The sequence below is a fragment of the Streptomyces sp. NBC_00207 genome, assembly GCF_045160965.1.
Classification (GTDB): domain Bacteria; phylum Actinomycetota; class Actinomycetes; order Streptomycetales; family Streptomycetaceae; genus Streptomyces.
Map to the genome: position 1 here is coordinate 4,755,336 of NZ_CP130715.1, position 25,713 is coordinate 4,781,048.

General features: G+C 71.1%; 24 protein-coding genes. 16 read left to right on the forward strand and 8 right to left on the reverse strand.

Annotated features, from left to right (window positions below; genetic code table 11):
- Window positions 1-6: 6 nt before the first annotated feature.
- Window positions 7-786: a bifunctional DNA primase/polymerase gene (locus OG472_RS22500; protein ID WP_401610281.1), complete on the reverse strand. Its 780-nt coding sequence runs from the start codon at window positions 784-786 to the stop codon at window positions 7-9.
- Between the two features lie 406 nt (window positions 787-1,192).
- On the opposite strand from OG472_RS22500, the gene OG472_RS22505 reads away from it, so the two are divergent.
- Both OG472_RS22505 and OG472_RS22510 read left to right on the forward strand, forming a co-directional pair.
- Window positions 1,193-2,746, forward strand: a complete 1,554-nt coding sequence (locus OG472_RS22505; protein WP_405941946.1) for a PP2C family protein-serine/threonine phosphatase — start codon at window positions 1,193-1,195, stop codon at window positions 2,744-2,746.
- A gap of 153 nt (window positions 2,747-2,899) precedes the next feature.
- Window positions 2,900-4,366 (forward strand): aminopeptidase P family protein, encoded by a 1,467-nt coding sequence (locus OG472_RS22510; protein ID WP_383564911.1) that lies wholly within the window; start codon window positions 2,900-2,902, stop codon window positions 4,364-4,366.
- Between the two features lie 61 nt (window positions 4,367-4,427).
- Here OG472_RS22510 and OG472_RS22515 read toward each other — a convergent pair whose 3' ends face one another.
- Window positions 4,428-4,871, reverse strand: coding sequence for an ATP-binding protein (locus OG472_RS22515; protein WP_383564913.1), 444 nt, complete (start codon window positions 4,869-4,871; stop codon window positions 4,428-4,430).
- A 224-nt stretch (window positions 4,872-5,095) separates the two neighbouring features.
- Here OG472_RS22515 and OG472_RS22520 point away from each other — a divergent pair, with 224 nt between their 5' ends.
- The 9 genes from OG472_RS22520 to OG472_RS22560 all read left to right on the forward strand — a co-directional run bounded on the left by OG472_RS22520 (window position 5,096) and on the right by OG472_RS22560 (window position 14,873).
- The gene (locus OG472_RS22520) at window positions 5,096-5,920 is read left to right on the forward strand and encodes a hypothetical protein (RefSeq protein WP_405941947.1); all 825 of its coding nucleotides are present in this window, start codon (window positions 5,096-5,098) and stop codon (window positions 5,918-5,920) included.
- A gap of 109 nt (window positions 5,921-6,029) precedes the next feature.
- The gene (locus OG472_RS22525) at window positions 6,030-6,752 is read left to right on the forward strand and encodes a YcnI family protein (RefSeq protein ID WP_401610275.1); all 723 of its coding nucleotides are present in this window, start codon (window positions 6,030-6,032) and stop codon (window positions 6,750-6,752) included.
- A gap of 66 nt (window positions 6,753-6,818) precedes the next feature.
- Window positions 6,819-7,472, forward strand: a complete 654-nt coding sequence (locus OG472_RS22530; protein WP_405941948.1) for an SCO family protein — start codon at window positions 6,819-6,821, stop codon at window positions 7,470-7,472.
- A complete protein-coding gene (locus OG472_RS22535; RefSeq protein ID WP_401610271.1) occupies window positions 7,469-7,933 on the forward strand; it encodes a copper chaperone PCu(A)C in 465 nt (154 codons plus the stop codon). Before OG472_RS22530 ends, OG472_RS22535 begins: the two co-directional genes overlap by 4 nt.
- A gap of 22 nt (window positions 7,934-7,955) precedes the next feature.
- The gene (locus OG472_RS22540; RefSeq protein ID WP_405941949.1) at window positions 7,956-9,986 is read left to right on the forward strand and encodes a copper resistance CopC/CopD family protein; all 2,031 of its coding nucleotides are present in this window, start codon (window positions 7,956-7,958) and stop codon (window positions 9,984-9,986) included.
- Window positions 9,987-9,991: 5 nt separating this feature from the next.
- A complete protein-coding gene (gene efeB, locus OG472_RS22545; protein ID WP_401610269.1) occupies window positions 9,992-11,269 on the forward strand; it encodes an iron uptake transporter deferrochelatase/peroxidase subunit in 1,278 nt (425 codons plus the stop codon).
- Between the two features lie 42 nt (window positions 11,270-11,311).
- On the forward strand, window positions 11,312-12,247 hold the full coding sequence (pheA, locus tag OG472_RS22550; protein WP_327414957.1) for a prephenate dehydratase: 936 nt from the start codon (window positions 11,312-11,314) through the stop codon (window positions 12,245-12,247).
- Between the two features lie 539 nt (window positions 12,248-12,786).
- Window positions 12,787-14,064, forward strand: coding sequence for a serine--tRNA ligase (gene serS / locus OG472_RS22555; protein ID WP_327414958.1), 1,278 nt, complete (start codon window positions 12,787-12,789; stop codon window positions 14,062-14,064).
- The gene (locus OG472_RS22560; RefSeq protein ID WP_401610267.1) at window positions 14,061-14,873 is read left to right on the forward strand and encodes an HAD family hydrolase; all 813 of its coding nucleotides are present in this window, start codon (window positions 14,061-14,063) and stop codon (window positions 14,871-14,873) included. The genes serS and OG472_RS22560 overlap by 4 nt, the downstream gene beginning before the upstream one ends.
- Window positions 14,874-15,011: 138 nt before the next feature.
- On the opposite strand, the gene OG472_RS22565 is transcribed toward OG472_RS22560, so the two are convergent.
- The gene (locus OG472_RS22565) at window positions 15,012-15,554 is read right to left on the reverse strand and encodes a hypothetical protein (RefSeq protein WP_401610265.1); all 543 of its coding nucleotides are present in this window, start codon (window positions 15,552-15,554) and stop codon (window positions 15,012-15,014) included.
- Window positions 15,555-15,716: 162 nt separating this feature from the next.
- On the opposite strand from OG472_RS22565, the gene OG472_RS22570 reads away from it, so the two are divergent.
- Window positions 15,717-16,706: a sensor histidine kinase gene (locus OG472_RS22570; RefSeq protein WP_405941950.1), complete on the forward strand. Its 990-nt coding sequence runs from the start codon at window positions 15,717-15,719 to the stop codon at window positions 16,704-16,706.
- 10 nt (window positions 16,707-16,716) lie between these two features.
- Window positions 16,717-17,361 carry a response regulator gene (locus OG472_RS22575; RefSeq protein ID WP_405941951.1) on the forward strand — a complete coding sequence of 215 codons (645 nt, stop codon included), beginning with the start codon at window positions 16,717-16,719 and terminating at the stop codon, window positions 17,359-17,361.
- Window positions 17,362-17,390: 29 nt separating this feature from the next.
- On the opposite strand, the gene OG472_RS22580 is transcribed toward OG472_RS22575, so the two are convergent.
- The 5 genes from OG472_RS22580 to OG472_RS22600 form a co-directional block, all read right to left on the reverse strand.
- On the reverse strand, window positions 17,391-18,041 hold the full coding sequence (locus tag OG472_RS22580; RefSeq protein WP_383564936.1) for a rhomboid-like protein: 651 nt from the start codon (window positions 18,039-18,041) through the stop codon (window positions 17,391-17,393).
- Window positions 18,042-18,124: 83 nt separating this feature from the next.
- On the reverse strand, window positions 18,125-18,844 hold the full coding sequence (locus tag OG472_RS22585) for an ABC transporter permease (RefSeq protein ID WP_401610260.1): 720 nt from the start codon (window positions 18,842-18,844) through the stop codon (window positions 18,125-18,127).
- 15 nt (window positions 18,845-18,859) lie between these two features.
- A complete protein-coding gene (locus OG472_RS22590) occupies window positions 18,860-19,771 on the reverse strand; it encodes an ABC transporter ATP-binding protein (RefSeq protein WP_383564940.1) in 912 nt (303 codons plus the stop codon).
- Entirely contained in the window at window positions 19,768-20,655 is an 888-nt protein-coding gene (locus tag OG472_RS22595) for an ABC transporter permease (RefSeq protein ID WP_362802758.1), read from the reverse strand. The genes OG472_RS22590 and OG472_RS22595 overlap by 4 nt, the downstream gene beginning before the upstream one ends.
- Window positions 20,645-21,634, reverse strand: coding sequence for an ABC transporter ATP-binding protein (locus OG472_RS22600; protein WP_401610257.1), 990 nt, complete (start codon window positions 21,632-21,634; stop codon window positions 20,645-20,647). The genes OG472_RS22595 and OG472_RS22600 overlap by 11 nt, the downstream gene beginning before the upstream one ends.
- 217 nt (window positions 21,635-21,851) lie before the next feature.
- On the opposite strand from OG472_RS22600, the gene OG472_RS22605 reads away from it, so the two are divergent.
- The 3 genes from OG472_RS22605 (at window position 21,852) to OG472_RS22615 (ending at window position 25,639) form a co-directional block, all read left to right on the forward strand.
- Window positions 21,852-22,721: a M24 family metallopeptidase gene (locus OG472_RS22605; RefSeq protein ID WP_401610255.1), complete on the forward strand. Its 870-nt coding sequence runs from the start codon at window positions 21,852-21,854 to the stop codon at window positions 22,719-22,721.
- Window positions 22,718-24,508, forward strand: coding sequence for an SDR family oxidoreductase (locus OG472_RS22610; RefSeq protein ID WP_401610253.1), 1,791 nt, complete (start codon window positions 22,718-22,720; stop codon window positions 24,506-24,508). Before OG472_RS22605 ends, OG472_RS22610 begins: the two co-directional genes overlap by 4 nt.
- Before the next feature lie 210 nt (window positions 24,509-24,718).
- Window positions 24,719-25,639 carry a MerR family transcriptional regulator gene (locus OG472_RS22615; RefSeq protein WP_401610250.1) on the forward strand — a complete coding sequence of 307 codons (921 nt, stop codon included), beginning with the start codon at window positions 24,719-24,721 and terminating at the stop codon, window positions 25,637-25,639.
- Window positions 25,640-25,713: the final 74 nt, after the last annotated feature.

Here is a 25,713-nt window from a genome sequence, read left to right on the forward strand (position 1 = left end):
TGCAGGTCAGTACGCGAGCCTGCTGCCGCCGCCGGGTGCGCCACTGCTCGCCTCGACCAGCGCGTCCACGACCGCCTCGACCTCGGGCAGCCATAGGTCCACCACACCCCGCGGTTCCGGCGCCGTCGACTGCGGCTGCTCCTGCCGCTGTTGCTTCCCCGGCCGGGACCCCGGCCGGGGCTGCGGCCTCGGCTCGCGTTCCCAGCGCACCTGGCCACCGCTGGACGCGGCGGACGGCGGCAGCAACAGGTATCCGCCCTCGCCGTGGAAGCGCAGCGAGGAGGGCACGTGGTCCTTCGCGTAGAGGAGTTCACCGAGCCGCTCGAGCGAATACGGCGCCACCAGCAGCGACCAGCGCGTGGGCGTGGCCACGACCGGCCCGAGCCGCATGCCCTGCGCCTCCAGCCGTACGAGGGCCCGCGCGGCCGCGCCCGCCGGCAGGCTCACCGCACACGGGGCGGTCCCGCCGGTGGCCATCAGAACGGGGGCGGTGGGCCGGTTGGTCCACCACCAGACCACCATCCGGGGGTCGGTGGTGGCGGCGAGCAGCCCCGGGTCGAAGGGATGGGCGCCGGGGACGACGCAGTCGGGATCGGGGCAGGCGCACCGCGAGCCGTCGGTGGCGGACCGGCCGACACCGGGCAGCACGGGCCACTGCCATGAGGTGGCGCAGACGAGCGCCGCATCGAGGAGAGCGGACGCGGTGCCGCTCTGTCCCCGGTCGGGGCGCAGGGATTGAAAGCGATCGCGGAGCCGCTGGAGACGCCTTCCGAGGATCTCGCGCATGAGCGCTCGTTCCTTTCCGTTGAACGTCGAGGGCCACATCACACCATGTAACCGGTGTCTCACCACACGTACAGGTTTCGCGTCACTGTCCGCCAGAAGCAGGTTCACACGGTTCGTGCAGTTTCTTACGGGTCCATCAAACGTCCGGCGGGGGCGGAGCGCGACCCGCGCCGACGGCCGAGACCGGCTGCCGCCGCTAAGGACGACGGCCCGTGCCGGGTGGTTCCAAGCGGTTCCCGGCGGCACCAACTGACCCCGGGCGCCACCGAATACGTACCCGACCCCCCTGCGACGCCCGCCCAGTCGACCTCAAAAACCGACTGCTTCCAGCTTTTTCCGGCCAAGTTCTAGCCTTGGCTCGACAGTGAGTTGCCGTCCCACGGACACCAGGATTCCCACCTGGGCAATGCTGGACATGCATCCACGTGTGCGTGTAGATGTGGATTCCTTGATGGCGGCGCAGCACGATCTGGGGGTTTGCGATGCTATTCGGCGAATCGCACCAGGTGGAAAGGCGGACGCCATGAGCGCCCCGCATCTGCCGAAAGTGGCTGGAATCGATCCAGCAGTTACCACGTCACCGCACACTGCGGCGCCCGCGCCCGCCCGAACCGCCCCCGCACCGGTCCCACCGCCCGGCCCGGGCAGCGTCATCCAGGACCGGCTGGCGGGCATGGTCTCGGACCTCACCACCCTGCACGAGCTCACCGAGCGGCTGGCCCGCACCAGTGACCTCGACACCTCCCTCCACGAGTTCCTGCGCGCCGGAGCCTCACTCGTCGGCGCCCGCCGCGGCCTGATCGTCCTGGAACCCTCCGACGGGCTCGGCCCCACCAGCACGATCGGCCTCGGTCTCGGCCACGCCGAACTCGGCCACATCGAGACCGTGCCGCGCAGCGCGACCTCGTACGGCCGGATCCTCGACGGACTGCCCGATGCCCACGGCGGCTCCGAGGTCCTCCCCGAACCGGGCGAGCCCCCCGGCACCGGGGGTTTCGCCGCCCCCGTCGACCCCCGTCACCGCGAGGTCGCGGCCCGTCTCGGCTACGCCGCCAGCTACGCGCTCCCGCTGACCGCCAAAGCCACCGGCAGGCTCGGCGCGGCCGTCTGGCTGTACGACGAGCAGGCCGAGCCGAACGACCGCCAGCGCGACCTCGCCGGCCTGTACGTCCGGCACGCCGCCGAGCACCTGGCCCGGATGCTGGAGGTGGAGCGCTCCCGCTCGCGCCTGGCGACCGTCGCCGAGGAACTGCTGCCCAGCCGGCTCCCCCGGATCCCCGGGGTGCAGCTCGCCGCCCGCCACCACACGGGACCGCGCGGCGGGGGCGACTGGTACGACGCCCTGCCGCTGCCCGAGGGCGCCCTGGGCCTGGCCGTCGGCTCGGTCACCGGATCGGGGCCGAGCGCCGTCGCCGCCATGGGGAGGCTGCGGGCATCGCTGCGCGCCTATGCCGTCATGGAGGGCGAGGACCCTGTGGCGGTCCTGTCCGACCTGGAGCTGCTGCTGCGCCTCACGGAGCCGGCACGTTCGGCCACCGCACTCTTCGCGTACTGCGAACCGGCCGGTGGCCCGCACTCCGACGGCCAGGGCCACAAGATCATCCTGGCCGGCGCCGGGCACACCCCGCCGCTCCTCATCGGCGAGCACCGCACCGAGTACGTGGAGACCTCGCTCTCCGCGCCGCTGGGCATGCTGTCCTGCTGGGAGGCGCCGAGCGTGGAGATCGAACCCGCACCCGGAGAAACGGTGCTGCTCTACACCGACGGGCTGCTGCACCACACCGGAGACCCGATGGACCGGGCCTACGCACGGCTGCACGCGGCGGCCGCGGGCGCGCCCCGCAGCATCCGGGAGGACCCGGCGGCCCTGTGCGAGCACATCCTGCGGACCGTGCTGCCCGAGGGGGAGCCGGCCGACGCCCCCGAGGACATCGTCCTGCTCGCCGCCCGTTTCGAGTGAGCCGCCCCGGGTAGGCCGCTTCGAGTTCGGCCGGGCCGCGGTCCATGGTCCGTATCGTGACGGACGGCACGATACGGACCAGCCCTCTCCGCACACGCATACGATGGATGCGGTCCACACCCAGGTCCGTACCGTCGTAGCTGAGGAGAAGACGTGGCTGACGAGCTCACCCCGGAGACCCCGGAAGAAGAGCAGCCCAAGAAGACGCACAAGCAGCGCAAGAACGGTCTGTACCCGGGCGTCAGCGACGAACTCGCCGAGAGCATGCGCACCGGCTGGGCCGACACCGAGCTGCACGGTCTGGAGCCCATCGCCCAGGCCGGGCACACCGCCGACCGGCGCGCCGCGCTGTCCGCGCGCTTCCCCGGCGAGCGCCTCGTCGTCCCCGCCGGCCGGCTGAAGACCCGCTCGAACGACACCGAGTACCCCTTCCGCGCCTCGACCGAGTACGCGTACCTGACCGGCGACCAGACCGAGAACGGCGTCCTGGTCCTGGAGCCCACGGGGGCGGCCGGGCACACGGCCACCATCTACCTGCTGCCGCGCTCCGACCGGGAGAACGGCGAGTTCTGGCTGTCCGGCCAGGGCGAGCTGTGGGTCGGCCGCCGCCACTCCCTCACCGAGGCCGAGCAGCTCCTGGGCATTCCCGCCAGTGACGTGCGCGAGCTCGCCGGGGCCCTGACCGAGGCCGAGGGCCCGGTCCGGTGCGTCCGCGGCCACGACTCCGTGATCGAGTCCGCCCTCACCGACAAGGTGACCAAGGAGCGCGACGAGGAGCTGCGCGTCTACCTCTCCGAGGCCCGCGCCGTGAAGGACGACTTCGAGATCGGCGAGCTGCAGAAGGCCGTCGACTCCACCGTTCGCGGCTTCGAGGACGTCGTGAAGGTCCTGGACAAGGCCGAGGCCACCTCCGAGCGCTACATCGAGGGCACCTTCTTCCTGCGCGCCCGCGTCGAGGGCAACGACGTCGGCTACGGCTCCATCTGCGCCGCCGGCCCCCACGCCTGCACCCTGCACTGGGTCCGCAACGACGGCGACGTCCGCTCCGGCGACCTGCTGCTGCTCGACGCCGGTGTGGAGACGCACTCCCTCTACACCGCCGACGTCACGCGCACGCTGCCGATCAACGGCACGTACACCGACATCCAGCGCAAGATCTACGACGCGGTCTACGCGTCCCAGGAAGCCGGCATCGCCGCGGTCAAGCCGGGTGCGAAGTTCCGCGACTTCCACGACGCCTCGCAGCACGTGCTGGCCGAGAAGCTCGTCGAGTGGGGTCTGCTGGAGGGCCCGGTCGAGCGCGTCCTGGAGCTGGGCCTGCAGCGCCGCTGGACCCTGCACGGCACCGGCCACATGCTCGGCATGGACGTCCACGACTGCGCCGCGGCGCGCACCGAGGCGTACGTCGACGGCACCCTGGAGCCGGGCATGTGCCTCACCGTCGAGCCGGGTCTCTACTTCCAGGCCGACGACCTGACCGTGCCCGAGGAGTACCGCGGCATCGGCGTCCGGATCGAGGACGACATCCTCGTCACGGAGGACGGCAACCGGAACCTGTCGGCCGGGCTGCCCCGCACCTCGACCGAGGTCGAGGCCTGGATGGCGCGCCTCAAGGGCTGATGCCCGCGCCGGTTCGCTTCGGTGGGCGGGATCCCCTGCGGGGTCCCGCCCATCACCGTGTCTAGGACACCTTCAGCAGCGCGTCGTCGCGCCACTTGAGCATCTTGTCGAAGCTCACCACCGCGCCGCGGCCGGGCCGGTTGCGGAAGCGGACGTGGTCGGCCAGTTCGGCGATCAGATCGAGGCCCCGGCCGTGTTCGGCCAGGGCGGGTCTGCGGCGGGCCTCCGTGGCGGGCGGGAACCCCGGACCGGAATCGGTCACCTCGATGCGGCAGCGGTCCCCGTCCAGGTAGGCCGTGACGTGGTAGGCCGCGGTCTCGTCCGGAAGGTCACCGCCTCCGCCGTGCTCCACGGCGTTCGCACACGCCTCGCTCAGGGCCACCGAGAGGTCGAAGGAGATGTCCGGGTCCACCCCCGCGGTCTCCATGGTCCCCAGCAGCAGTCGCCTGGCGAGCGGCACGCTCGCGGCTTCGCGCCTCAAGTGGAGAGACCACCAGATGCTCATACGGTTACCTATTGCCGCCCGCAGCGGGCCGTAAGCGCCCTGCGGCCGTCCGGGACCGCATTGCCCTCGTTCGGCCGATGCGGCTCTCCCGGGGAGCGGTGTATGCCTCCCGGAGGCGCCACCCGCCCGGGCCGCGCCGGGACCGTGTGCGCAGACAGGACTCATGCGGACCTTCCGGACCTGCCGTATGGACGCCCCAAGCGCAGTGCGATGATGGCCCGGCCATGCCTGACCCCCATGCGACGCACGCCGGAGCCGGCCTCCGGCTCATCCGGGCCGCGGTGTTCACCGCGGTCTCCGTCGTGCTGTCCGCGGCCGGGCACGCCCTGGCGTCCTGCGCCACCGTGCCCTGGTGGTCGCTGTGCACCGGCTTACTCGCCGTCTTCGCCGTCGCAGCCGCGCTCGCGGGCCGCCGGCACACGCTGCCCGGCATCGCCGCCGGGCTCACCACCGGTCAACTGGCCCTGCACGCCCTCTTCGGCCTCGGCCAGCACAGCGCCGTGGCCGCACCGGCACCGACCGGCACCTCCGACGCTTCGCTCGCGGCGCTCGCCGCCCGGCTGGTCTGCGGGGGCAACTCCGTACCGCTCAGCCAGGCCGACGTCCGGCAGATCCTGGAGGCCACGGGCCTGGACCCGGCCGCCCTGGCCCAGCAGGCCGGGCAGGTCGCCGCTCAGGGACACGGCGCCCACGCGCACGCGGCCCAGGCCGCCACCACGGCGCCCGCGACCGGCCTGTTCAGCCCGGCCATGCTGCTCGGCCACCTGCTGGCCGCGCTCGTCGCCGGCTGGCTGCTCAGCCGCGGCGACGCCGCGCTCTTCCGGCTCGTGGAACTGTCCCGGCTCTCCGCCGAAGCCGCCCCGGTACGCCCGCTGCGCGCCGCACTGGCCTTCGTACGGGCCCTCGGCACCCATCTTCCGGGCGCGCCCGCCCTGCTCCCGCAGGCCCTGCGCACCGGGGCCGACCCGGCCGCCTGCACCGGCCGGGAAGCACTCCAGCACACGGTGATCAGGCGCGGGCCGCCCACGGCCCTCGCCCTCGCAGCCTGACGCGGCACCCTCCTCCCCGGACACACGGTGGGAGTACCGGTGCCGCGAACTCCGCGCGCGCCCGTGCGCGGATCCACCGTCACCACTGCTTCCGTGGAGTGTTTCTGCCATGAAGACCTCTCGCATCTCCTTCGCCGCCGCCCTCGCCGCGGGCACCGTCCTCGTCCTGTCCGGTACCGCCTTCGCGCACGTCGGCGTGCAGCCCGTCGGAGAGGCCGCCAAGGGTGGCTACGCGACGCTCAACTTCAAGGTCCCCAACGAGCGCGACAACGCTTCGACCACCCAGCTCGAGGTCAACTTCCCGGTCGACCAGCCGCTCACGTCCGTGATGCCGCAGGACATCCCCGGCTGGACGTCCAGCGTCGAGAAGACCAAGCTCGACAAGCCGCTGACCGTGCACGGCAAGCAGGTCAACGAGGTCGTCACCAAGGTGACCTGGACCGGCGGCAAGATCGAGCCCGGCAAGTTCCAGCAGTTCCCGGTCTCCGTCGGCAAGCTGCCCGAGAGCACCGACCAGATGGTCTTCAAGTCCATCCAGACCTACGACAACGGCGAGGTCGTCCGGTGGATCGAGGAGGCCAAGGAAGGTGCCGCGGAACCGCAGAACCCGGCGCCCGTCCTGAAGCTGGCCGCCGCGAAGGGCGACGACCACCACGGCGCCGCCAAGACCGACGAGGCGAAGAACACCGAAAAGGACTCCGGGCACGGCCACGACGAGGCCGCGACCGAGCACGGATCGGACACCACCGCGCGCGCTCTCGGCATCGCCGGCATCGTCATCGGACTCGGCGGGGTCGCCTTCGGCGTCGCCTCGCGTCGCCGCTCCGCCTGACCTGCGGCGCCCGTCGGCGCCACCGCCCCGCACCCGAACCACCCCCGATCCCAGGGACTCCTCTCCATGCGCACCACACGTGTGACGGCCGCCGCTCTCCTCGCAGCGGCCGCCCTCACCCTCACCGCCTGCGGCGGTGAGCCGGCCAAGACCGACTCGGTCACCCAGATCGCCGGCGGCCAGAACAACGCCAAGGCCGCGACCGTCCTGGACCGCCCCTTCAACAAGCCGGAGCTCGTCCTCACGGACACCACCGGCCAGCCGTGGAACCTGCGCGAGCAGACCAAGGGCAAGCCGACGCTGATCTACTTCGGCTACACCCACTGCCCCGACGTGTGCCCGCTGACGATGAGCAACATCGCCGTCGCCAAGAAGGCACTCCCCAAGGCCGACCAGGACAACCTGCAGGTCGTCTTCGTCACCACCGACCCCGAACGGGACACTCCCGAGTCCCTCGGCTCATGGCTCAAGGCGCAGGACCCGTCCTTCATCGGACTCACCGGGGACTTCGCCGCCATCCAGGCCGCCGCACGCACGCTCGGCATCGGCATAGAGGCAGCCAAGAAGGAGGCCAACGGCGACGTCGTCTCCATGCACGGCGCCCAGGTCATCGCGTTCTCGCCCAAGACCGACGAGGGCTACGTCCTCTACGGCGAGGGCACCACCGTCGACGACTACACCAAGGACCTGCCGAAGCTCATCAGGGGAGAGAACCCGTGAACGCCCGCACCACCCGCACCCTCGCCACCGCCCTCGCCCTGACGGCGGCCCTGGCCCTGTCCGGCTGCTCCGGCGACAGCGAGCCGAAGATGGCGGTCAGCGGCGCGTTCATGCCCCAGCCCGTGACCGACGAGATGGCCGGCGCCTTCATGGTCATCAAGAACAACACCGAGACCGCCGACAAGCTCACCGGCGCCACCTCCCCGCTCTCCGACGATCTCCAGGTCCACGAGACCAAGGACCGGAAGATGCAGCAGGTCCAGTCGATGGACGTGCCGGCGAACGGTGAGCTCCGGCTGGAGCGCGGCGGCAGCCACATCATGTTCATGGGGCTCAAGAGCACTCCGAAGGTCGGGGACAAGGTCACCGTCGAGCTCCGTTTCGAGAAGGCCGGCCCCGTCAAGGTCGAGCTGGACGTGAAGGAACGGACGTACGACACGCAGAACTCCAAATTCCACTGACGGACCGAGGAACCGACACGCCATGACGGCCACCGCCCCCGCCCCCTCCGCGGCCCGCGCCTCTGCCACGGCATTCCTGCCACGGCTCGCGCTGGTCCTCGCAGCCCTGCTGGCAACCCTGTTCACCGCGGCCTCACCGGCCACGGCGCACGCCGCACTCACCGCGAGCGACCCCAAGGACGGGGCGGTGGTCGCCACGGCCCCCGCCCAGGTCACGCTCTCCTTCTCGGAGCAGGTCGCGATGGGCGACGACTCCATCCGCGTTCTCGACCCCCAGGGCAGGCGGGTGGACACCGGCGAGCTGCGCGACATGTGCAGCGGGAACACCGTGCGCTACGGCACCGCCCTGCACACCGGCCTGCCCAACGGCACCTACACCGTCGCCTGGCAGGCCGTTTCGGCCGACAGCCATCCGATCGCCGGGGCCTTCACCTTCTCCATCGGCGCACCTTCGGCCACCAACGTCACGCTGCCCACCGTCCAGGCGGGCGGCGGACCCGTGGGCATCGCGTACGGGATCGCCCGCTACGCCGCCTACGCCGGCTTCACCGTCCTCGTGGGCGGCGCCGCCTTCATCCTGCTGTGCTGGCGCCGGGGCGCCGCCGAGCGGCCGCTCCAGAAGCTCGTCGTGCGGGCCTGGGTCACGCTGACCGTCGCCACCCTGGTGATGCTGGTACTCCGGACCCCTTACACGGGCTCCGGCAAGTTCGCCGACGCCTTCGACCTCGACGGGCTCAGGGCGGTCCTGGCGACCAAGACCGGCGCCTCGCTCGTCTCCCGGCTGCTCCTGCTGGGCGCCGCCGCCCTCTTCGTCGCTGTCCTCTTCGGTGTCTATGCGCGCCGCCTGCAGGGCGCCGGCCCCGAGGAGAAGGCGAACGCGGGGGCGTCCGAGGAGGTCGAGGACACCAACGACCTCACCTTCGGGCTGGCCATCGGCGGCGCTGTGGTCGCCGGCGGCATCGCCGCCACGTGGGCCCTCTCGGAACACGCCTCCACGGGCATCCAGCCCGGGATCGCCATGCCGGCCGACATCCTGCACCTGCTGGCCGTCGCCACTTGGCTCGGTGGTCTCACCGCACTGCTCGTCGCCCTCCACAAGGTCCCGGGGATCGAACGCGCGGCTGTCCGGCGCTTCTCCACGGTCGCCTTCGTCAGCGTCCTGGTGCTCGCCGTCACCGGCGTGTACCAGTCCTGGCGCCAGCTCGGCAGCTGGTCCGCCCTCACCGGCACCGACTACGGGCGGCTGTTGCTCGTGAAGGTCGGCCTGGTCGCCGTCCTCCTCGGCGTCGCCTACCTCTCCCGGAAGTGGACCGCACGGCTCGCGGACACCCCGGAGGCAGCCGTGGCCGCCAACGCATCGGCCGCAGAGGCGGCCGGGCCGGGAAATGTTTCACGTGAAACAGGCTCCGCGGTCTCGGACGACCTCGAGGGCTCCGATGTTTCACGTGAAACAGAGCCCGTCACCGTCCCGGCGGATCCAGAGCGCGCCGCGCAGCTCGCCCGGCAGCGCGCCGCCCGTGAGAGCGCGCGCGAGAAGCAGGTGCGTGACGCCGACCCCCACCGCGCCGGCCTGCGCCGCTCCGTACTCGCCGAAGCGGGCATAGCCGTGATCCTGCTCGCCGTCGCCACGGTTCTCACCAGCACCGAGCCCGGGCGCACCGTGGAGAAGGAGGCCGGCCGCGGCGGTCCCACGACCACCGCCGTCCCCAACCGCCCCGTCAAGATCACCCTGCCGTTCGACACCGGCGGCCAGAACGGCAAGGGGTCCGTCCGGCTCGAGCTCGACCCGGGCCGGGTCGGCGCGAACACCCTCCACCTCTGGGCCGACTCCGGCGACGGCAAGCCCTTCGACCTCCCCGAGATCAAGGTCGCCTTCACCCTGCCGGCCAAGGACGTCGGCCCCCTGCCGCTCGTCCCCGAGCAGGCCGCCCCAGGGCACTGGACCGCATCCGGTGTCCAGCTGCCGCTCGCCGGCGAATGGCGCATCGACGTGACCGTCCGTACCTCCGACATCGACCAGACCACCGTGCAGAAGACTGTGAAGATCGGCTGACCAGCGTGACCGACAGCAACCCCGACATCGAGATCTCCCGGCGCAGGCTGCTGGGCACCGTCGGCGCCGCGGGCGCCGCCGGACTCGCGCTCGGCGCCGCCGGCGGCGCTCTCGCGCACTCCGCGCTCGCCGACTCCGGGAGCGGCTCCGCCACGGGCGCCGCCGGCAGCCTGTCCTCCCTCGGCGCCACCCAGGTGGCCTTCCACGGGGACCACCAGGCCGGCATCACCACGCCCCTGCAGGCCAAGGGGCACCTCGTCGCCTTCGATCTCACCCCCGGGGCGGGCCGTACCGAGGCCTCCGCACTACTGCGACGCTGGTCGGACACGGCACGACGGCTCATGGCGGGCGAGCCTTCCGCAACCTCCGACAGCGGTATCGCCCTGGATGCCGGCCCGTCCTCCCTGACCGTCACCTTCGGCTTCGGCCACTCCTTCTTCGAGCGCACCGGCCTCACCGCCCGCCGCCCCGCCGCCCTCGACCCGCTGCCGAGCTTCTCCTCCGACCAGCTCGACGCCCAGCGCAGCAACGGCGACCTGTGGGTGCAGATCGGCTCGAACGACGGACTCGTCGCCTTCCACGCCCTGCGCGCCCTGCAGAAGGACGCCGGGGACGCCGCCCGCGTCCGCTGGCAGATGAACGGCTTCAACCGGTCCCCCGGAGCCACCGGCACCCCGATGACCGCCCGCAACCTGATGGGCCAGATCGACGGCACCGGCAACCCGAAGCCCTCGCAGCCCGACTTCGACAAGCGGATCTTCGTCCCCTCGGCCGGCCCCGGACCGGCCGAGCACGCCTGGATGGCCGGAGGCTCGTACGCCGTCGTACGGCGCATCCGCATGCTGCTCGACGACTGGGACAAGCAGTCGCTCGCCCAGCAGGAGCAGGTCATAGGCCGCACCAAGGCCACCGGTGCACCGCTGACCGGCGGCACGGAGACCACGGAGATGGCGCTCGACAAGCTCGGCTCCGACGGCAAGCTGGTCATCCCGTCCAACGCGCATGCCCGGATCTCGGCCCCCGAGCAGAACGGCGGGGCGGCCATGCTGCGCCGTCCCTTCTCCTTCCACGACGGGATCGGCTCCGACGGCGCCCCCGACGCCGGACTCCTCTTCGTCTGCTGGCAGGCCGATCCACTGCGCGGGTTCGTACCCGTCCAGCGCAAGCTCGATCGCGGGGACGCGCTGTCGGAGTTCATCCGGCACGAGTCCAGTGGCCTGTACGCGGTACCGCCCGGCCCCCGCAGCGGCGAGTACGTGGGGCAGCGGCTGCTCGAAGGATGAACAGGACCCCGGTGGGCGTGATCCCGGCATTACGCTGATCGCATGTCAGCCACCCGCTTCACGTATCTCGGTCCCGAGGGCACTTTCACCGAGGCCGCCCTGCGCACCCTGCCGGAAGCCGCGACCCGGGAGCTCATCCCGATGGTGTCGGTTCCGGCCGCCCTGGACGCCGTGCGCAACGGCGAGGCGGCCGCCGCGCTCGTCCCGATCGAGAACTCGGTCGAGGGCGGGGTCACCGCCACCCTCGACGAGCTGGCCTCGGGCGAACCGCTGATGATCTACCGCGAGGTGCTGCTGCCCATCGCCTTCGCGCTGCTCGTGCGGCCCGGGACGTCGCTGTCGGACGTCAAGACCGTGACGGGTCACCCGGTCGCCCAGCCCCAGGTGCGCAACTGGCTTCGGGCGAACCTGCCCGACGCGGTGTGGGAGTCGGCCGCCTCGAACGCCGACGGCGCCCGGCTGGTCCAGGAGGGCCGCTTCGACGCCGCTTTCGCGGGCGAATTCGCCGCTGCCACGTACGGGCTCGTCCCGCTGGTCACCGAGATCCACGACGCGGAGAACGCCGAGACCCGGTTCGTGCTCGTGGGGCGCCCCGCGCGGCCCGCCGCGCCGACCGGCGCAGACAAGACCTCCGTCGTGCTGTGGCTCGGCGACGACCACCCGGGTGCGCTGCTGGAGCTCCTCCAGGAGTTCGCGGTCCGCGGGGTCAACCTGATGCTGATCCAGTCCCGTCCAACGGGACAGGGCATCGGCAACTACTGCTTCGCCGTCGACGCGGAGGGCCACATCTCGGACCGGCGGGTCAGCGAGGCACTCATGGGCCTCAAGCGGACCTGTCCGCAGGTCCGCTTCCTCGGGTCCTATCCGCGTGCCGGCGTCGCTCAGAGTGACGTCAGGGCGCCTCGGGCCGGAACCTCCGACGGTGACTTCACGGACGCATCCGACTGGCTGACTCGTTGCCTCGACGGCCGGGCGTAGGGCGTCGTCCACCGTCTTCTCCAGCTGTCCACAGAGTTATCCACAGGATGGGATGGGGACCTGGGGACAAGTCGACAGAGCGGCACGACAAGGTCGACAAATCGGTCGGGTGGCCCAGGTTTCGCGCTGGGGAGCGGGAGGTGAACGGTGTCACCCCTGCATCGCCGATCAACTCTTTGGGGCGAGCCATTCCCACCCGAATGAGTGTGTGAGGGTGGTTTGAACCCTGATTCACCTCGGCCATCCGCCGATCGGGAATGATCTATTCCTGTGTCCACAGATGCAGCACACAGCCTGTGGATAAGATGCCGGTCCCGGCAATTCCTGTGGACAAGAACCACCTCCAGCCCTGCTCAGGGCCCGCCCGGCCGTCGACATTGTGCCCCTTTTCGGGGAATGGGGCCGGTTTTATTGACGGTCCGAGAAGGGGCACTTCCGGTCACCGATCAAGACTTATCCATTCGTTGCAATTAGGACATAGCGACACGCAGCGTGATATCGGTGTGATCCCAGGAAGCCCAGCCCGGTAGCCTGGAGGGGTGATTGACCTTCGGCTGCTCCGTGAAGACCCTGACCGTGTCCGCGCCTCGCAGCGCGCCCGTGGAGAGGACGTCGACCTCGTCGACGCACTGCTCTCCGCCGACGAGCGCCGCAGGTCCTCAGGCATGCGCTTCGACGAACTGCGCAATGAGCAGAAGTCCCTCGGCAAGCTCATTCCGAAGGCCTCTCCGGAGGAGCGGGCCGAGCTGCTGAAGAAGGCCGAACAGCTCAAGCAGGACGTCAAGGCCGCCGAGGCCGAGCAGAACGAGGCCGACGAGGCCGCCAAGCAGCTCCTCCTGCAGCTCGGCAACATCGTCCACGAGGACGTCCCGGTCGGCGGCGAGGAGGACTTCACCGTCCTGGAGACGCACGGCACCATCCGCGACTTCGCCGCCGAGGGCTTCGAGCCCAAGGACCACCTGGAGCTCGGCGAATCGCTCGGAGCCATCGACGTCGAGCGCGGCGCCAAGGTCTCGGGCTCGCGCTTCTACTACCTGACCGGTGTGGGCGCCCTGCTGGAGCTGGCGCTGGTCAACGCGGCCATCGCACAGGCCACCGAGGCCGGCTTCATCCCGATGCTGACCCCCGCGCTGGTCCGCCCGCGCGCCATGGAGGGCACCGGCTTCCTCGGCCAGGCCGCGGAGAACGTCTACCACCTGGAGAAGGACGACTACTACCTGGTCGGCACCTCCGAGGTCCCGCTCGCCGCGTACCACATGGACGAGATCATCGACGCCGACAAGCTGCCGCTGCGGTACGCCGGCTTCTCGCCGTGCTTCCGCCGCGAGGCCGGCACGTACGGCAAGGACACCCGCGGCATCTTCCGCGTCCACCAGTTCGACAAGGTCGAGATGTTCTCGTACGTCGCGCCGGAGGAGGCCGAGGCCGAGCACCAGCGGCTCCTGGAGTGGGAGAAGCAGTGGCTGACCAGCCTGGAGCTGCCGTTCCAGGTGATCGACGTCGCCACCGGTGACCTGGGTGCCTCCGCCTCGCGCAAGTTCGACTGCGAGGCGTGGATCCCGACCCAGGGCAAGTACCGCGAGCTGACCTCCGCGTCGAACTGCAACAGCTTCCAGGCCCGCCGCCTGTCGATCCGCTACCGCGACGGCAAGAAGACCCAGCCGCTGTCCACGCTGAACGGCACCCTGTGCGCCGTTCCGCGCACGATCGTCGCGATCCTCGAGAACCACCAGCAGGCCGACGGCTCGGTACGGGTGCCCCAGGCGCTCCGTCCCTACCTCGGCGGCCGCGAGGTCCTGGAGCCGATCAAAAAGTGAGCCCGGCCCCGTTCCCGTACAAACTCGTCGCCACCGATCTCGACGGCACGCTGCTGCGTGGTGACGACACCGTCTCGGAACGTACCCGTGAGGCGCTCGTCGCGGCCACCGCGGCGGGCGCGGCGCACATCATCGTCACCGGCCGTGCCGTGCCCTGGACCCGGCACGTGCTGGACGATCTCGGCTACAAGGGGATCGCCGTCTGCGGGCAGGGCGCGCAGGTCTACGACGCGGGTGCGCACCGGCTGCTGACCTCGGTGACGCTGGACCGGCAGCTGGCCGGCCTGGCGCTGTCGAAGCTGGAGGCCGAGATCGGTCCGCTGGCCCTGGCGGCCAGCCGGGACGGGGTGGACGGCGAGGTCCTGTTCGGGCCCGGGTACCAGGTGCAGGAGGGCCTCCCGGCCGTCTACCTGGAGGACACCGCCGCGGTGTGGACGGCTCCGCTGAACAAGCTCTACATCCAGCACCGGGAGCTCGACGACGACGCGCTCGTCAAGGTGGCCCGGCAGACCGTCGGCAGCCTGGTCGACATCGTCATGGCGGGTCCGGGCATAGTCGAGATACTGCCGCTCGGCCTGACCAAGGCCACCGGCCTGTCGCTGGCCGCGCGCCGGCTGAAGGTGAAGGCGGCGGAGACGATCGCCTTCGGTGACATGCCCAACGACATCCCGATGTTCGGCTGGGCCGCGCACGGAGTGGCGATGGCCAATGCCCACGCGGAGCTCAAGGCGGTGGCTGACGAGGTGACGACCTCCAACGAGGAGGACGGCATCGCGGTGGTGCTGGAGCGCCTGCTGGGCGCCGCGTAGCCGGTACGGACGTACGAGAGGTCCGGGACAGCCCGCGCCGCGAGGCGCGCTCGAAGTGGCTGTCCCGGACCTTTTGTTGCTCCCCGCACGACTCACTCTGCCCCGGGCGGAAGTCCCGTACCAGTGAATTTCCGCGCATCAGCCGTGAATCCGGCGGCGCCGCCAGTAGGCGACGGTGAGGACTCCGAGCAGCGGACCCCAGAGCAGCAGGGGCACGTAGGACAGGTTGAAGATCCACAGGGCCGGCCCGGTGGGCGCGTCGGGATTCGCGGCGTTGACCTCGTTCCAGGTTGCGGCGCCGAGGACCGTGATGCCGGTGAGTGCGAGCGCGCCCAGCGCCGCGGGAACCACCGCCACCAGGGGATGGAGCCGGCGTCCGCCCATCCACGGGATCCAGCGGGGCACCTCCTCGCCCCAGCGCTGGACCAGCCCGAAGCTCAGCAGGCCGAGGCACTCCTGCACGACGCAGACGAAGATCAGGACCAGGGATTCCCGGCCCGGGTAGTACGCGTGGTGCAGATCGCTGCCCGGGCCCCAGCCCATGGGCACGCCCGCCGCCACCACGAGCCGCCACACGCAGCTGGGAAGCACCGTCAGCGAGGCGAGCCCGGCGAGCCGGCGAAGCCGGGGGGAGACTCCGGGAACGGTGTCCGAAGCGTGTACGGCGGCGTTGGCGGTCATGGTCCAAGTCCTGTCCGGAAGGGGCTGGTTGATGACTCAAGCCTCGTCGGCCGGGGCGTTCGCGACCATCCGCCGATCAGCAGGTCCGCGGCCCTGCCCGGTCGCGCGTCTGTGCCGATCGGCAGATGGCCGAACGGCGGGGTGCGCTCGTAGGGTCGGCTCATGACCGTCAACCCTCGCGCCGCGTATGCCCCGTTGCTGACTGCGGCTGCGGTGGTCGGCATCGCCGCCGCCCTCCTGCGGGTGCCCCCGTCGTGGCTGCTGCTCTGGGAGGGCCCTCTGCTCCTCCTGCTGGCCCTGGTGGCCCGCTGGTCCCCGGTGCGCTCCGCGGCCGTCGCGGGCACCCTCGGGGTGGCGGCCGTCGCGCTGTGGCCCGTCCCCCTGGTGTGGGAGAGCGGATCGTGGCTGGAGGCCTGCGGGGCCGCGGCGTTCTGGGCTCTGCCCGCCCTCGGGGCGGTGCTGGCCGGCGGCTACCTGCGCCGCCAGGCGGGCCTGATGCGGCAGGCCGTACGGGATGCGCGGCGCGACCAGCAGTTGGAACTGGCCCGGGATCTGCACGACTTCGTGGCGCACGACGTGAGCGCCATCGTGGTGCAGGCACAGGCGGCCCGGTTCGTGGCGGCGCAGGACCCCGGCCAGGCGGTCCGCGCGCTGGAGCGGATCGAGACTGCGGGGCTGAGTGCGCTCGCCTCGATGGACCGGACGGTACATGCGCTGCAGGAGGCCGCGGGCGGGCCGACGACCCCGGTTCCGGGCCTGGCCCAACTTCCGGAGCTGGTGGAGCGGTTCGAGGGTGGGGCACTGGACGCGGAGCCGGAGGCCGTACGGGAGCTGTCGCGGGAGGCGGACACCACGGCGTACAGAGTGGCCGTCGAGGCGCTGACGAACGTACGCCGGCACGCGCCCGGAGCCGCCGTGGTGCAGGTCGCCGTACGCCGGGCCGGACCGGGCATAGAGCTCAGCGTGGTCAATTCCGCGGCGCCCCGGGGCGCGGGCGGGCTGCTGGCCCGCCGGAGGCGGGGCGGCACGGGGCTGGCCGGCCTCCGCGGGCGGGTGGAAGCGGCGGGCGGGTGCCTGCAGGCCGGGGCGGACGCGGACGGCGGGTGGCGGGTTCACGCCGTCTTCCCGGCGGAGGGACATCCTCCTGGGTGATCATAGCGGCGTGACCACACGCATCCTGATAGCCGATGACCAAGAGGACATTCGCAGCGGTTTCCGGCTGATCCTCGATTCACAGCCGGACATGACCGTCGTGGGGGAGGCGGCGGACGGGGAGCGCGCGGTGGTGCTGGCCCGGGAACTGCGGCCCGACGTGGTGCTGGCGGACATCCGGATGCCACGGCTGGACGGGCTGGAGGTGACCCGGTTGCTGGCCCCCGAGACCCGGGTGGTGGTGGTGACCACCTTCGACCTGGACGAGTACGTGCACACCGCCCTGCGCAACGGGGCCTGCGGATTCCTGCTCAAGCGGTCCGGGCCGGCCCTGCTGATCGAGGGGGTCCGGGCGGCGATGGCCGGGGACACGCTGATCAGTCCGCAGATCACGGTGCGGCTGCTGAGCCGGCTGACGGAGGCGGGTCCCGTCGCCCCTCGCGCGCCGCATCCGCTGACGGAGCGGGAGCTGGACATCGTGCGCCTGGTGGCGCGCGGGCTGACCAACGCCGAGATCGGCGCGGAGCTGTTCATCAGCGCGGGGACGGCCAAGACCCACATCGCGAACGTCCAGGCCAAGATCGGGGCCAGGAACCGGGTGGGGATCGCCGCGTGGGCGTGGGAGCACGGCGTGGCGAAAGCAGAGACCGACTAGTCACGTTTCACGTGAAACAAGACCTCGTTTCACGTGAAACGGGATCGTGTTTCACGTGAAACATCGTGACGGGTGAGCGGCCAGGCGAGCAGTCCGACGGAGAGCGCGATGGCATGGCCGAGGTCGGTGAAGGTACCGCCGGTGGCGAGGGGGAGCCCGAAGAAGGCGACTGCTCCGGCCAGGTAGAACCATCTCCAGGGGCCGGGGATCCGGTAGGTGAGGACACCGACGGCGGCCGCGAGCCCGTAGCTGACGCCGATGTCGACGACATGGGTCATGCTGCGCGGGGCTCGGTGGTCCTCGATGGCCATCAGCAGGATCCTCTGGCTGACCAGGGTGGCGATGATGTGGGCACTCGCCACGATCAGGAGCCAGCGCTGCGTGCCGAGCCAGCGTTCGACGGGCGCGTAGAACAGCTCGAAGAGGACGGCGTAGAGGGCGAGCGAGGCCGGGTTCTCGATCCAGAACGCGCTGCTGAGGAGCGCCCGCACGGGGTGCTGGACGAGCTGGTGGATGTTGCTGCTGTTGCGGTGGAGCAGGACGTGCTCGACCCGGTCGGGCGCGATCACGACGACGATGCTGGTGACGGCGATGATCAGCAGCCAGATGTGCGTCCCGGGCGAGGAGCGTATCCAGGACCGCAGGGGCCTGGACGGCTCCGGCTCGGTGTGCTCGATCATGTACCGATGATGACCCGCAAAGCTGTGCCCCGCCTGGCCGGTGGGCTGGGCGGGGCACTGTTTCGCAGGCGCTGCGGCGGGACTTACTCCTCGCCGGCCAGAGTGAGGCGGCGCAGCTTCTGGCCCGCGTAGACGGTGGCGCCGACGGTCACCACGGTGAGCAGGACCGCGGCGGTGGGAAGGCCCACGGTGGCGTCGACGTACCCGTCCCCGGCGACCTTCTCGGCGAGGGCCAGGGCCCACTGCTGGACGCTGAGGGTCTTGGCTCCGGAGACCAGGCTGCCGAAGAGCGACTCCCAGATCAGGGCGTAGACCAGGCCGAAGACGACCGCGTGCCGGCTGACCGTGCCGAGGAGCAGGAACAGCGCGCTGTAGGCGATCGAGGCGACGAGGGCGGCGATCGTGTAGGCGACGGCGATCTGCTGGCCGTTGCCGTTGAGGATGAACCCGGCGATCAGGGTGGGGATCGCGGAGAAGGCCATGGTGACGGCGATCGCCACGATCAGCTTGGTCATGATGATCGTCGGGCGCTTCAGCGGCTTGGAGAGCAGGTAGACGATCGAGCCGTCGTCGATCTCCGGGCCGATGGCGCCGGTGCCGGCGATGACACCGATCAGCGGAACCATGGTGGCGAGGGCGAAGCCCCCGAGGAGGTCCGCGGCGACCTTGTCGTCCACACCCGTGAATCCGCGGACGGCGAGGGCGATGACGATCAGCAGGGCGGGCAGCGCGAAGAGGATCAGCGCGCGCCGCCGGCCGAGCAGGGCCCGGTAGGTAAGCCGGGCAACGGTGGGGTCGTACATGGGTGCCAGCTCCTTTCAGGCCGAGACGAGGTAGGAGAAGACCGACTCGAGGGACTCGTCGGAGGGCGAGACCGTCAGCAGCCGGATGTCGTGCGCGCGGGCCACACGGGGCAGCAGCTCCGTGAAGCGGCCGAAGTCGACGGCCTGGATGCGCAGCGCGCCCTCCTTCAGGTCGACCTCGATACCGGCCGTGGAGGGGTCGGCGATCAGAGCCGCGGCGAGGGCCCGGTCGTCGGAGGAACGGACGAGGTAACGGTGCGGGCGGTCCGTCATCAGGCGCCGGATCTTGCGGAAGTCACCGGAAGCGGCGTGCCGGCCGGCGACGACCACCTCGATGTGCGAGGCGAGCTGCTCGACCTCCTCCAGGATGTGGGAGGAGAACAGAACGGTGCGTCCCTCGTCGCCCATGCGCCGCAGCAGGTCCATCAGCTGCATGCGCTGGCGCGGGTCCATCCCGTTGAACGGCTCGTCCAGGAGGAGCACGGACGGGTTGTGGACGAGGGCGGACGCCATCTTGACGCGCTGACGCATGCCCTTGGAGTAGGTGGAGATCTTGCGGTCCTGGGCGTACTCCATCTCGACGGTGGCGAGGGCCCGCTGGGCGTCCGCGTCGTCGAGGCCGTGCAGCTCGGCGTTGGCGACGACGAACTCCCGGCCGGTGAGGAAGTCGTACATCGCCTCGCGCTCGGGCACGACACCGATCTGCTTGTAGACCTGCTCGTTCTGCCAGATCGGCGCGCCGTCGAGGGTGACGGTGCCCGTGGAGGGGGCGAGGAAGCCGCCCATCATGTTGATGAGGGTGGACTTGCCTGCACCGTTGGGACCCAGGAGCCCGGTGACACCGGGTCCGATGCTCATGGTCACGTCGTTGACGGCGACGACGTTCCCGAACCAGCGGGAGGTGTGGTCGATGTCGATGGTGGTCACAGCCCGGCCTTCCGGTAGCGGGCCATCAGCGCGGCGTAGGAGCCGGCGATGAGGCCGAGGGCGACGAGCAGGTAGACGACGCCGACGCCGGCCGAGGGACCTTCCCCGCCGGGGAAGGCGGAGGTCGCGTTGAGGAACGCGGTCTGTACGCCGTCGATGAGGGTGATCGGGGAGAACAGGCCCATCCACTCGATGGCTCCGGCGTTCCCGGTGCTGTAGGCGATCCCCTGGACCGCGGTCACCGCGCCGAACGGGATCAGGAGTACCGCGATGATCGCGGCGACGCCGAACCCACGGCGCGGGGTGAGCGCGGCCATGACCAGGCCGAGGCCCGCGAAGAGCAGCGACAGCAGCAGAACCGACACGAGTCCCTGCCCGAATCCCTTGGTCTGGTGGGCGAAGTCGAACTTCGCCAGGAGCGATCCGATCCACATGATCAGCAGCGGGGTCGCGGTGAGGATGAACAGGGCCGAGGCCATGGCCGCGTACTTGGCCACGACGTAGTCGACGCGTTCGATGGGCCGCGAGAAGTAGAGCGGCACCGTCTTGAAGCGCAGGTCCCGGGAGACGGACTGCGGTGCCTGGGAGGCGAGGAACAGGCCGATGATCACCTGGGTGGTCAGGGCGTACGTCGTGTACTTGATCGGCAGGTCGGTGGAGCCGGGCACCGCGATCGCGACCGCGACGATGATCAGTGCGGGGACGCACATCACCGCGAAGAGGATCATCGGCAGGACCTTGGACTTGGCCGAGCGGCCGAGTCCGTAGGCGCCGCGCAGGGATTGCGAGAACAGCGACTTGCGGGCGTAGGCACGGCCGAGCCGGGGTCCGTCATAGGACCGGTAGCCGATGTTGTGGATCTGGGTCGACGTCTCAGGCGCCATCGGAACCGGCTCCCTTCTGCTGGACGGAGTACACGGGCTGGTCGCTGTCGCGGAAGACCTCCGCGATGTGGTGGCGGCGCTGCTCCATGCGGACCAGGCCGATACCCAGCTCGGCGACCGTGTCGCGGACGGTGTCGTAGGTGTGCTCGCCGGAGGCCTCGACGAGGAGGATGTGGCCGGCGCCGGGCAGGCCCTGCTCGGTGCCCTCGTGCAGGATGACGCCCGCCTCGGTGAGCGCCTTGCGCAGGGCGGCGGTGCCGTCCGGGTGGGTGTCGGAGTCGGTGACCTCGACCGCGAGGGTCGTGGTGATCTGGGTGAAGTCGCTGGTGGAGCTGGAGCGCAGCAGCTTGCCGCCGTCGACGACCACCACGTGGTCGCAGGTCCGCTCCAGCTCGCCGAGGAGGTGGGAGGTGACCAGGACGGAGATGCCGAAGTCCGTGTAGACCCGGCGGATCAGGCCGAGCATCTCGTCGCGTCCGACCGGGTCCAGGCCGTTGGTCGGCTCGTCGAGGAGCACCAGCTGGGGGTCGTGGACGAGGGCCTGGGCGAGCTTGACGCGCTGCTTCATGCCGGTGGAGTAGCCGCCGATGGGGCGGTAGCGCTCCTCGTACAGCCCGACGTGGCGCAGGGTGTCTGCGGTGCGCTCGCGGGCCGCGGTGGGCGGCAGCCCGGACATGCGGGCCATGTGGACGACGAACTCGGTGGCCGAGACGTCGGGTGGCAGGCAGTCGTGCTCGGGCATGTAGCCGACGCGTTCACGGATGGCGCTGCCATGCGTTTTGACGTCGAGGCCGAGCACGGCGGCGCTGCCCTCGGTGGCGGGGGACAGTCCCAGCAGAATTTTGATCAGCGTGGACTTGCCGGCTCCGTTGGCACCCACGAGGCCGGTCACACCAGGCCCGATGTCCAGGGAGAGCCGGTCGAGGGCGGTCACTCGGGGGTACCGCTTGCTCAGGCTTTCGGTCGCGATGACAGTCACGGGTTCGACGTTAGTGGCGCAGCCCTCGCGAAGCGTCAGACCTTGAGTGGGATCCCGTCTCCGCCTTGAGGCGTACGTACCCGTTCTGAAGGCTGATGTGGACCGGACAACTTTATCCACAGGTCTGTGCACGACCCTTGACGTGATCTCCAGTCATTGTCACATTCATCAGTGTCAAGTTACGGGCGCGTACGGCTAGACGGATGGACGGGCTGACATGGCTGGGGACACCAAGCAACGCACCGCGCGACTCTCCGGACGACTCTCCGCCGATCTGGGCGGGTTCAGAGAGGTGCAGCGTCTCTCGTACGAGTGCGCCGAGGCCGTCGCGGCCCAGCTGCGGCCCGGGGTGACCGAGCGGGAGGCGGCGCGCATGCAGCGCGAGTGGCTGCGCGACCGCGGCGTGCGGGACTGGTTCCACCTGCCCTTCGCCTGGTTCGGGGACCGCACCGCCTTCGCGAACTTCAAGATCCCGCTGCAGTTCTTCCCGACCAACCGGAAGCTGGAGCCGGGGATGCCGTTCATCCTCGACATGGCACCGGTCTTCAAGGGCTACGCGGCCGACATCGGGTATTCGGGCAGCCTCGGGCTGAATCCGGTGCAGGACCGGCTCATGTCCGACCTCCAGGCCCACCGCGTACTGATCCTGGAGCAGGTGCGGGAGCGCCGCTCCCTGCGCGAGATCTACGAGAACGTCGAGCGGCTGATGACCCGCCAGGGGTACGCCAACCGGCACCGGGCCTACCCCTTCGGCGTGATCGCGCACAAGATCGACCGGGTCGGGGAACGGCGCTGGTCGCCGACCGCCTTCGGGTTCGGCATCCAGTCCCTCAAGGGCCTGGCCGGTGACGCCCTGCACGGGCACCGTGAGGGCTGGTCCCCGCTGTGGAGCCCGTACCACTTCTCCGACCATCCGCCGCAGCCCGGACTGTGGGCGGTCGAGCCGCACCTGGGGTTCCGGGGCACCGGCGCGAAGTTCGAGGAGATCCTGGTCGTCACCGACTCCCGGGATCCCGAGGAGAGCGCGTTCTGGCTGGACGACGACCTGCCGCACGTGCGGCGCTGGGCCGAGGAGAAGGCAGCATGAGCGACATGAGCGGAGCAGGAGTGGCAGGGATTGCGGGTGCGCGCGAGCGCCGGGTGAGCACCGGCGGCGTCGAGCTGTCGGTCGTCGAGCTCGGCGAGGCGAACCGCCCGACCGTGCTGCTGGTGCACGGCTACCCGGACAGCAAGGAGGTCTGGTCGGAGGTCGCCGAGCGGCTCGCGGCCCGCTTCCACGTGGTGCTCTACGACGTACGCGGCCACGGGCGCTCCACCGCACCGCAGCCGCTGCGCGGCGGCTTCACGCTGGAGAAGCTGACCGACGACTTCCTGGCGGTGGCTGACGCGGTCAGCCCGGACCGGCCCGTGCACCTGGTCGGCCACGACTGGGGCTCCGTGCAGGGCTGGGAGTTCGCGACGGTCGGCCGCACCGAGGGCCGGATCGCCTCCTTCACCTCGATGTCGGGACCTTCCCTCGACCACTTCGGCCACTGGATCAAGAAGCGGATGGCGCGGCCCACCCCCCGCGCGGCCGCGCAGCTCCTCGGCCAGGGCGCCAAGTCCTGGTACGTCTACATGCTGCACACCCCCGTGCTCCCGGAGCTCGCCTGGCGCGGGCCGCTCGGCAGGCGGTGGCCGTCGATCCTCCAGCGCGTCGAGAACGTTCCGGCCGGCTCCTACCCGACGGCCTCGCTGCCCTCGGACGCGGCGCACGGCGCCTGGCTCTACCGCGACAACGTGCGGTCCCGGCTGCGCCGGCCGCGCCCCGACGCGTACGCCCACGCGCCCGTGCAGCTGATCACCCCGACGGGGGACTCCTTCCTGTCCGAGCGGCTCTACGACGGCCTGGAGCACTGGGCCCCGGATCTGCTGCGGCGCACCCTGTCCGCCAAGCACTGGGTGCCCCGGACCCGGCCGGACCAGCTGGCCGCCTGGATCACCGAGTTCGTCACCTCCCGCGAGGAACCGGCCACACGGGCACCGGAGCGCAAGGCCCCGGGCCGGTACGCCGACCGCTTCGGCGGCCAGCTGGTCCTGGTCACCGGAGCGGCCAGCGGCATCGGGCGGGCCACCGCCTTCGCGTTCGCCGAGGCCGGGGCACGGGTGGTGGCCGTCGACCGCGACGCCGAGGGCGCGGCGCGCACGGCCGACATGGCCCGCCTCGTGGGCGCCGCAGAGGCCTGGGCCGAGTGCGTGGACGTCAGCGACGAGCAGGCGATGGAGAAGCTCGCGGTGAAGGTCGCCGCCGAGTACGGGATCGTGGACATCCTGGTCAACAACGCCGGGATCGGCCTGTCCGGGGCCTTCCTCGACACCACGGCCGAGGACTGGAAGAAGGTCCTGGACGTCAACCTGTGGGGGGTCATCCACGGCTGCCGGATCTTCGGCAAGCAGATGGCCGAGCGCGGCCAGGGCGGGCACATCGTCAACACCGCCTCCGCCGCGGCCTACCTGCCCTCCAGGACCCTGCCCGCCTACAGCACCTCGAAGGCCGCGGTGCTGATGCTGTCGGAGTGCCTGCGCGCGGAACTGGCGTCGAAGTCGATCGGCGTCTCCGCCATCTGCCCCGGCATCGTCAACACCAACATCACCGCCACCTCGCGCTTCGCAGGGGTGGACGAGGCCGAGGAGAAGCGCCGCCAGGAACGCTCCTCGCGGCTGTACGGTCTGCGCAACTTCCCGCCGGAGAAGGTCGCCGACGCCATCCTGCGCGCCGTGGTCCGCAACGAGGCCGTCGTCCCGGTCACGCCCGAGTCCAAGGGCGCCCTGTGGATGTCCCGCTACGCCCCGCGCGCCCTGCGGCGCATCGCACGGCTGGAGCCCCGGCTGTGAGCGCGGGCTCGTACCCGGCCGCCCCGCGCCGGGTCCTGCCTCCCGAGTGGAGAGAGCCCGGCACGGCCATACCCCCCTACTTCCGGCGGTCGTACCATCCCTCGCAGGAGGGCTCGCTGCGCAGGGCGGTCGAGTACCTTGCGGCTTCACCTGCCGTCCGGGCCCCGGCGGGCGCGGTCGGCCGAGCCGCGATGGCGTAGGGAGCCGGGATTGTCCGATCAGGCGGTAGCCGAGTACCGGATCGAGGATCTGGCGCACCACAGCGGGGCGACGGTGCGCACGATCCGGGCGTACCAGGACCGCGGGCTGCTGCCCAAGCCGGAGCGGCGCGGCCGTTCCAACGTCTACCGGGACACGCATCTGGCGCGGCTGCGCCAGATCGCGGACCTGCTGGACCGCGGCTACACCCTGGCCTCCATCAAGGAGTTGCTGGAGGCCTGGGACGCGGGACGCGGACTGGGCGGCGTACTGGGGCTGGTCGCCGAGGTGCACGGGCCGTGGACCGACGAGGAAGCCGCGCGGATCAGCCGGGAGGAGCTGAACGAACGGTTCGGCGGCCGGCCGGACGACGAAGCGGTGGGCGAGGCGTGCGAGCTGGGGGTCCTGGAGCGGATCCCGGGGCGCCCGGACCAGTTCCTGGTGCCCTCCCCGCAGGAGCTGGCGGTGGCCGCCGAGCTGTACGCGGCCGGGGTGCCGCTGCCGGCGATCACCGGGCACCTGCGGGAACTGCGGGGGCAGGTGGAGCACATCGCCTCGCGGTTCCTGGAGTTCACCACCGAGCACGTCTTCGCGCGCTACCTCGGGCAGGTGCCGCCCACGGACGCGGATGCGGCGGAGGCGGCGACGATGGTGCGGCGGCTGCGCCCGCTGGCCCAGCAGACCGTGGACGCCGAGCTGGCGCGGGCGATGCGGCTGTTCGCGACCCGCCACCTGCAGCGGCACCTGGGGGCGGCGGGCACACCGCAGCCGTCGGGTGCCTCGCCGGTGGCGCTGCCGGCCGGGACGGTACGGGCGGTGCAGGACCTGGTGGGCCCCGACCACGTGGCGGAGTTCGTCCGGGCCGCGACGGAGCGGGAGCTCCAGGCCCGGACCATGAACGATCTGGCGCGCCGGGCGGAGCCCGGCCGGTAGTCCACAGGGCGGATCACGCGTTTGCCGTCAAAACCCGCCCAAACGGCTGTGGACAAGTCCCTCTTCCCTGTGGG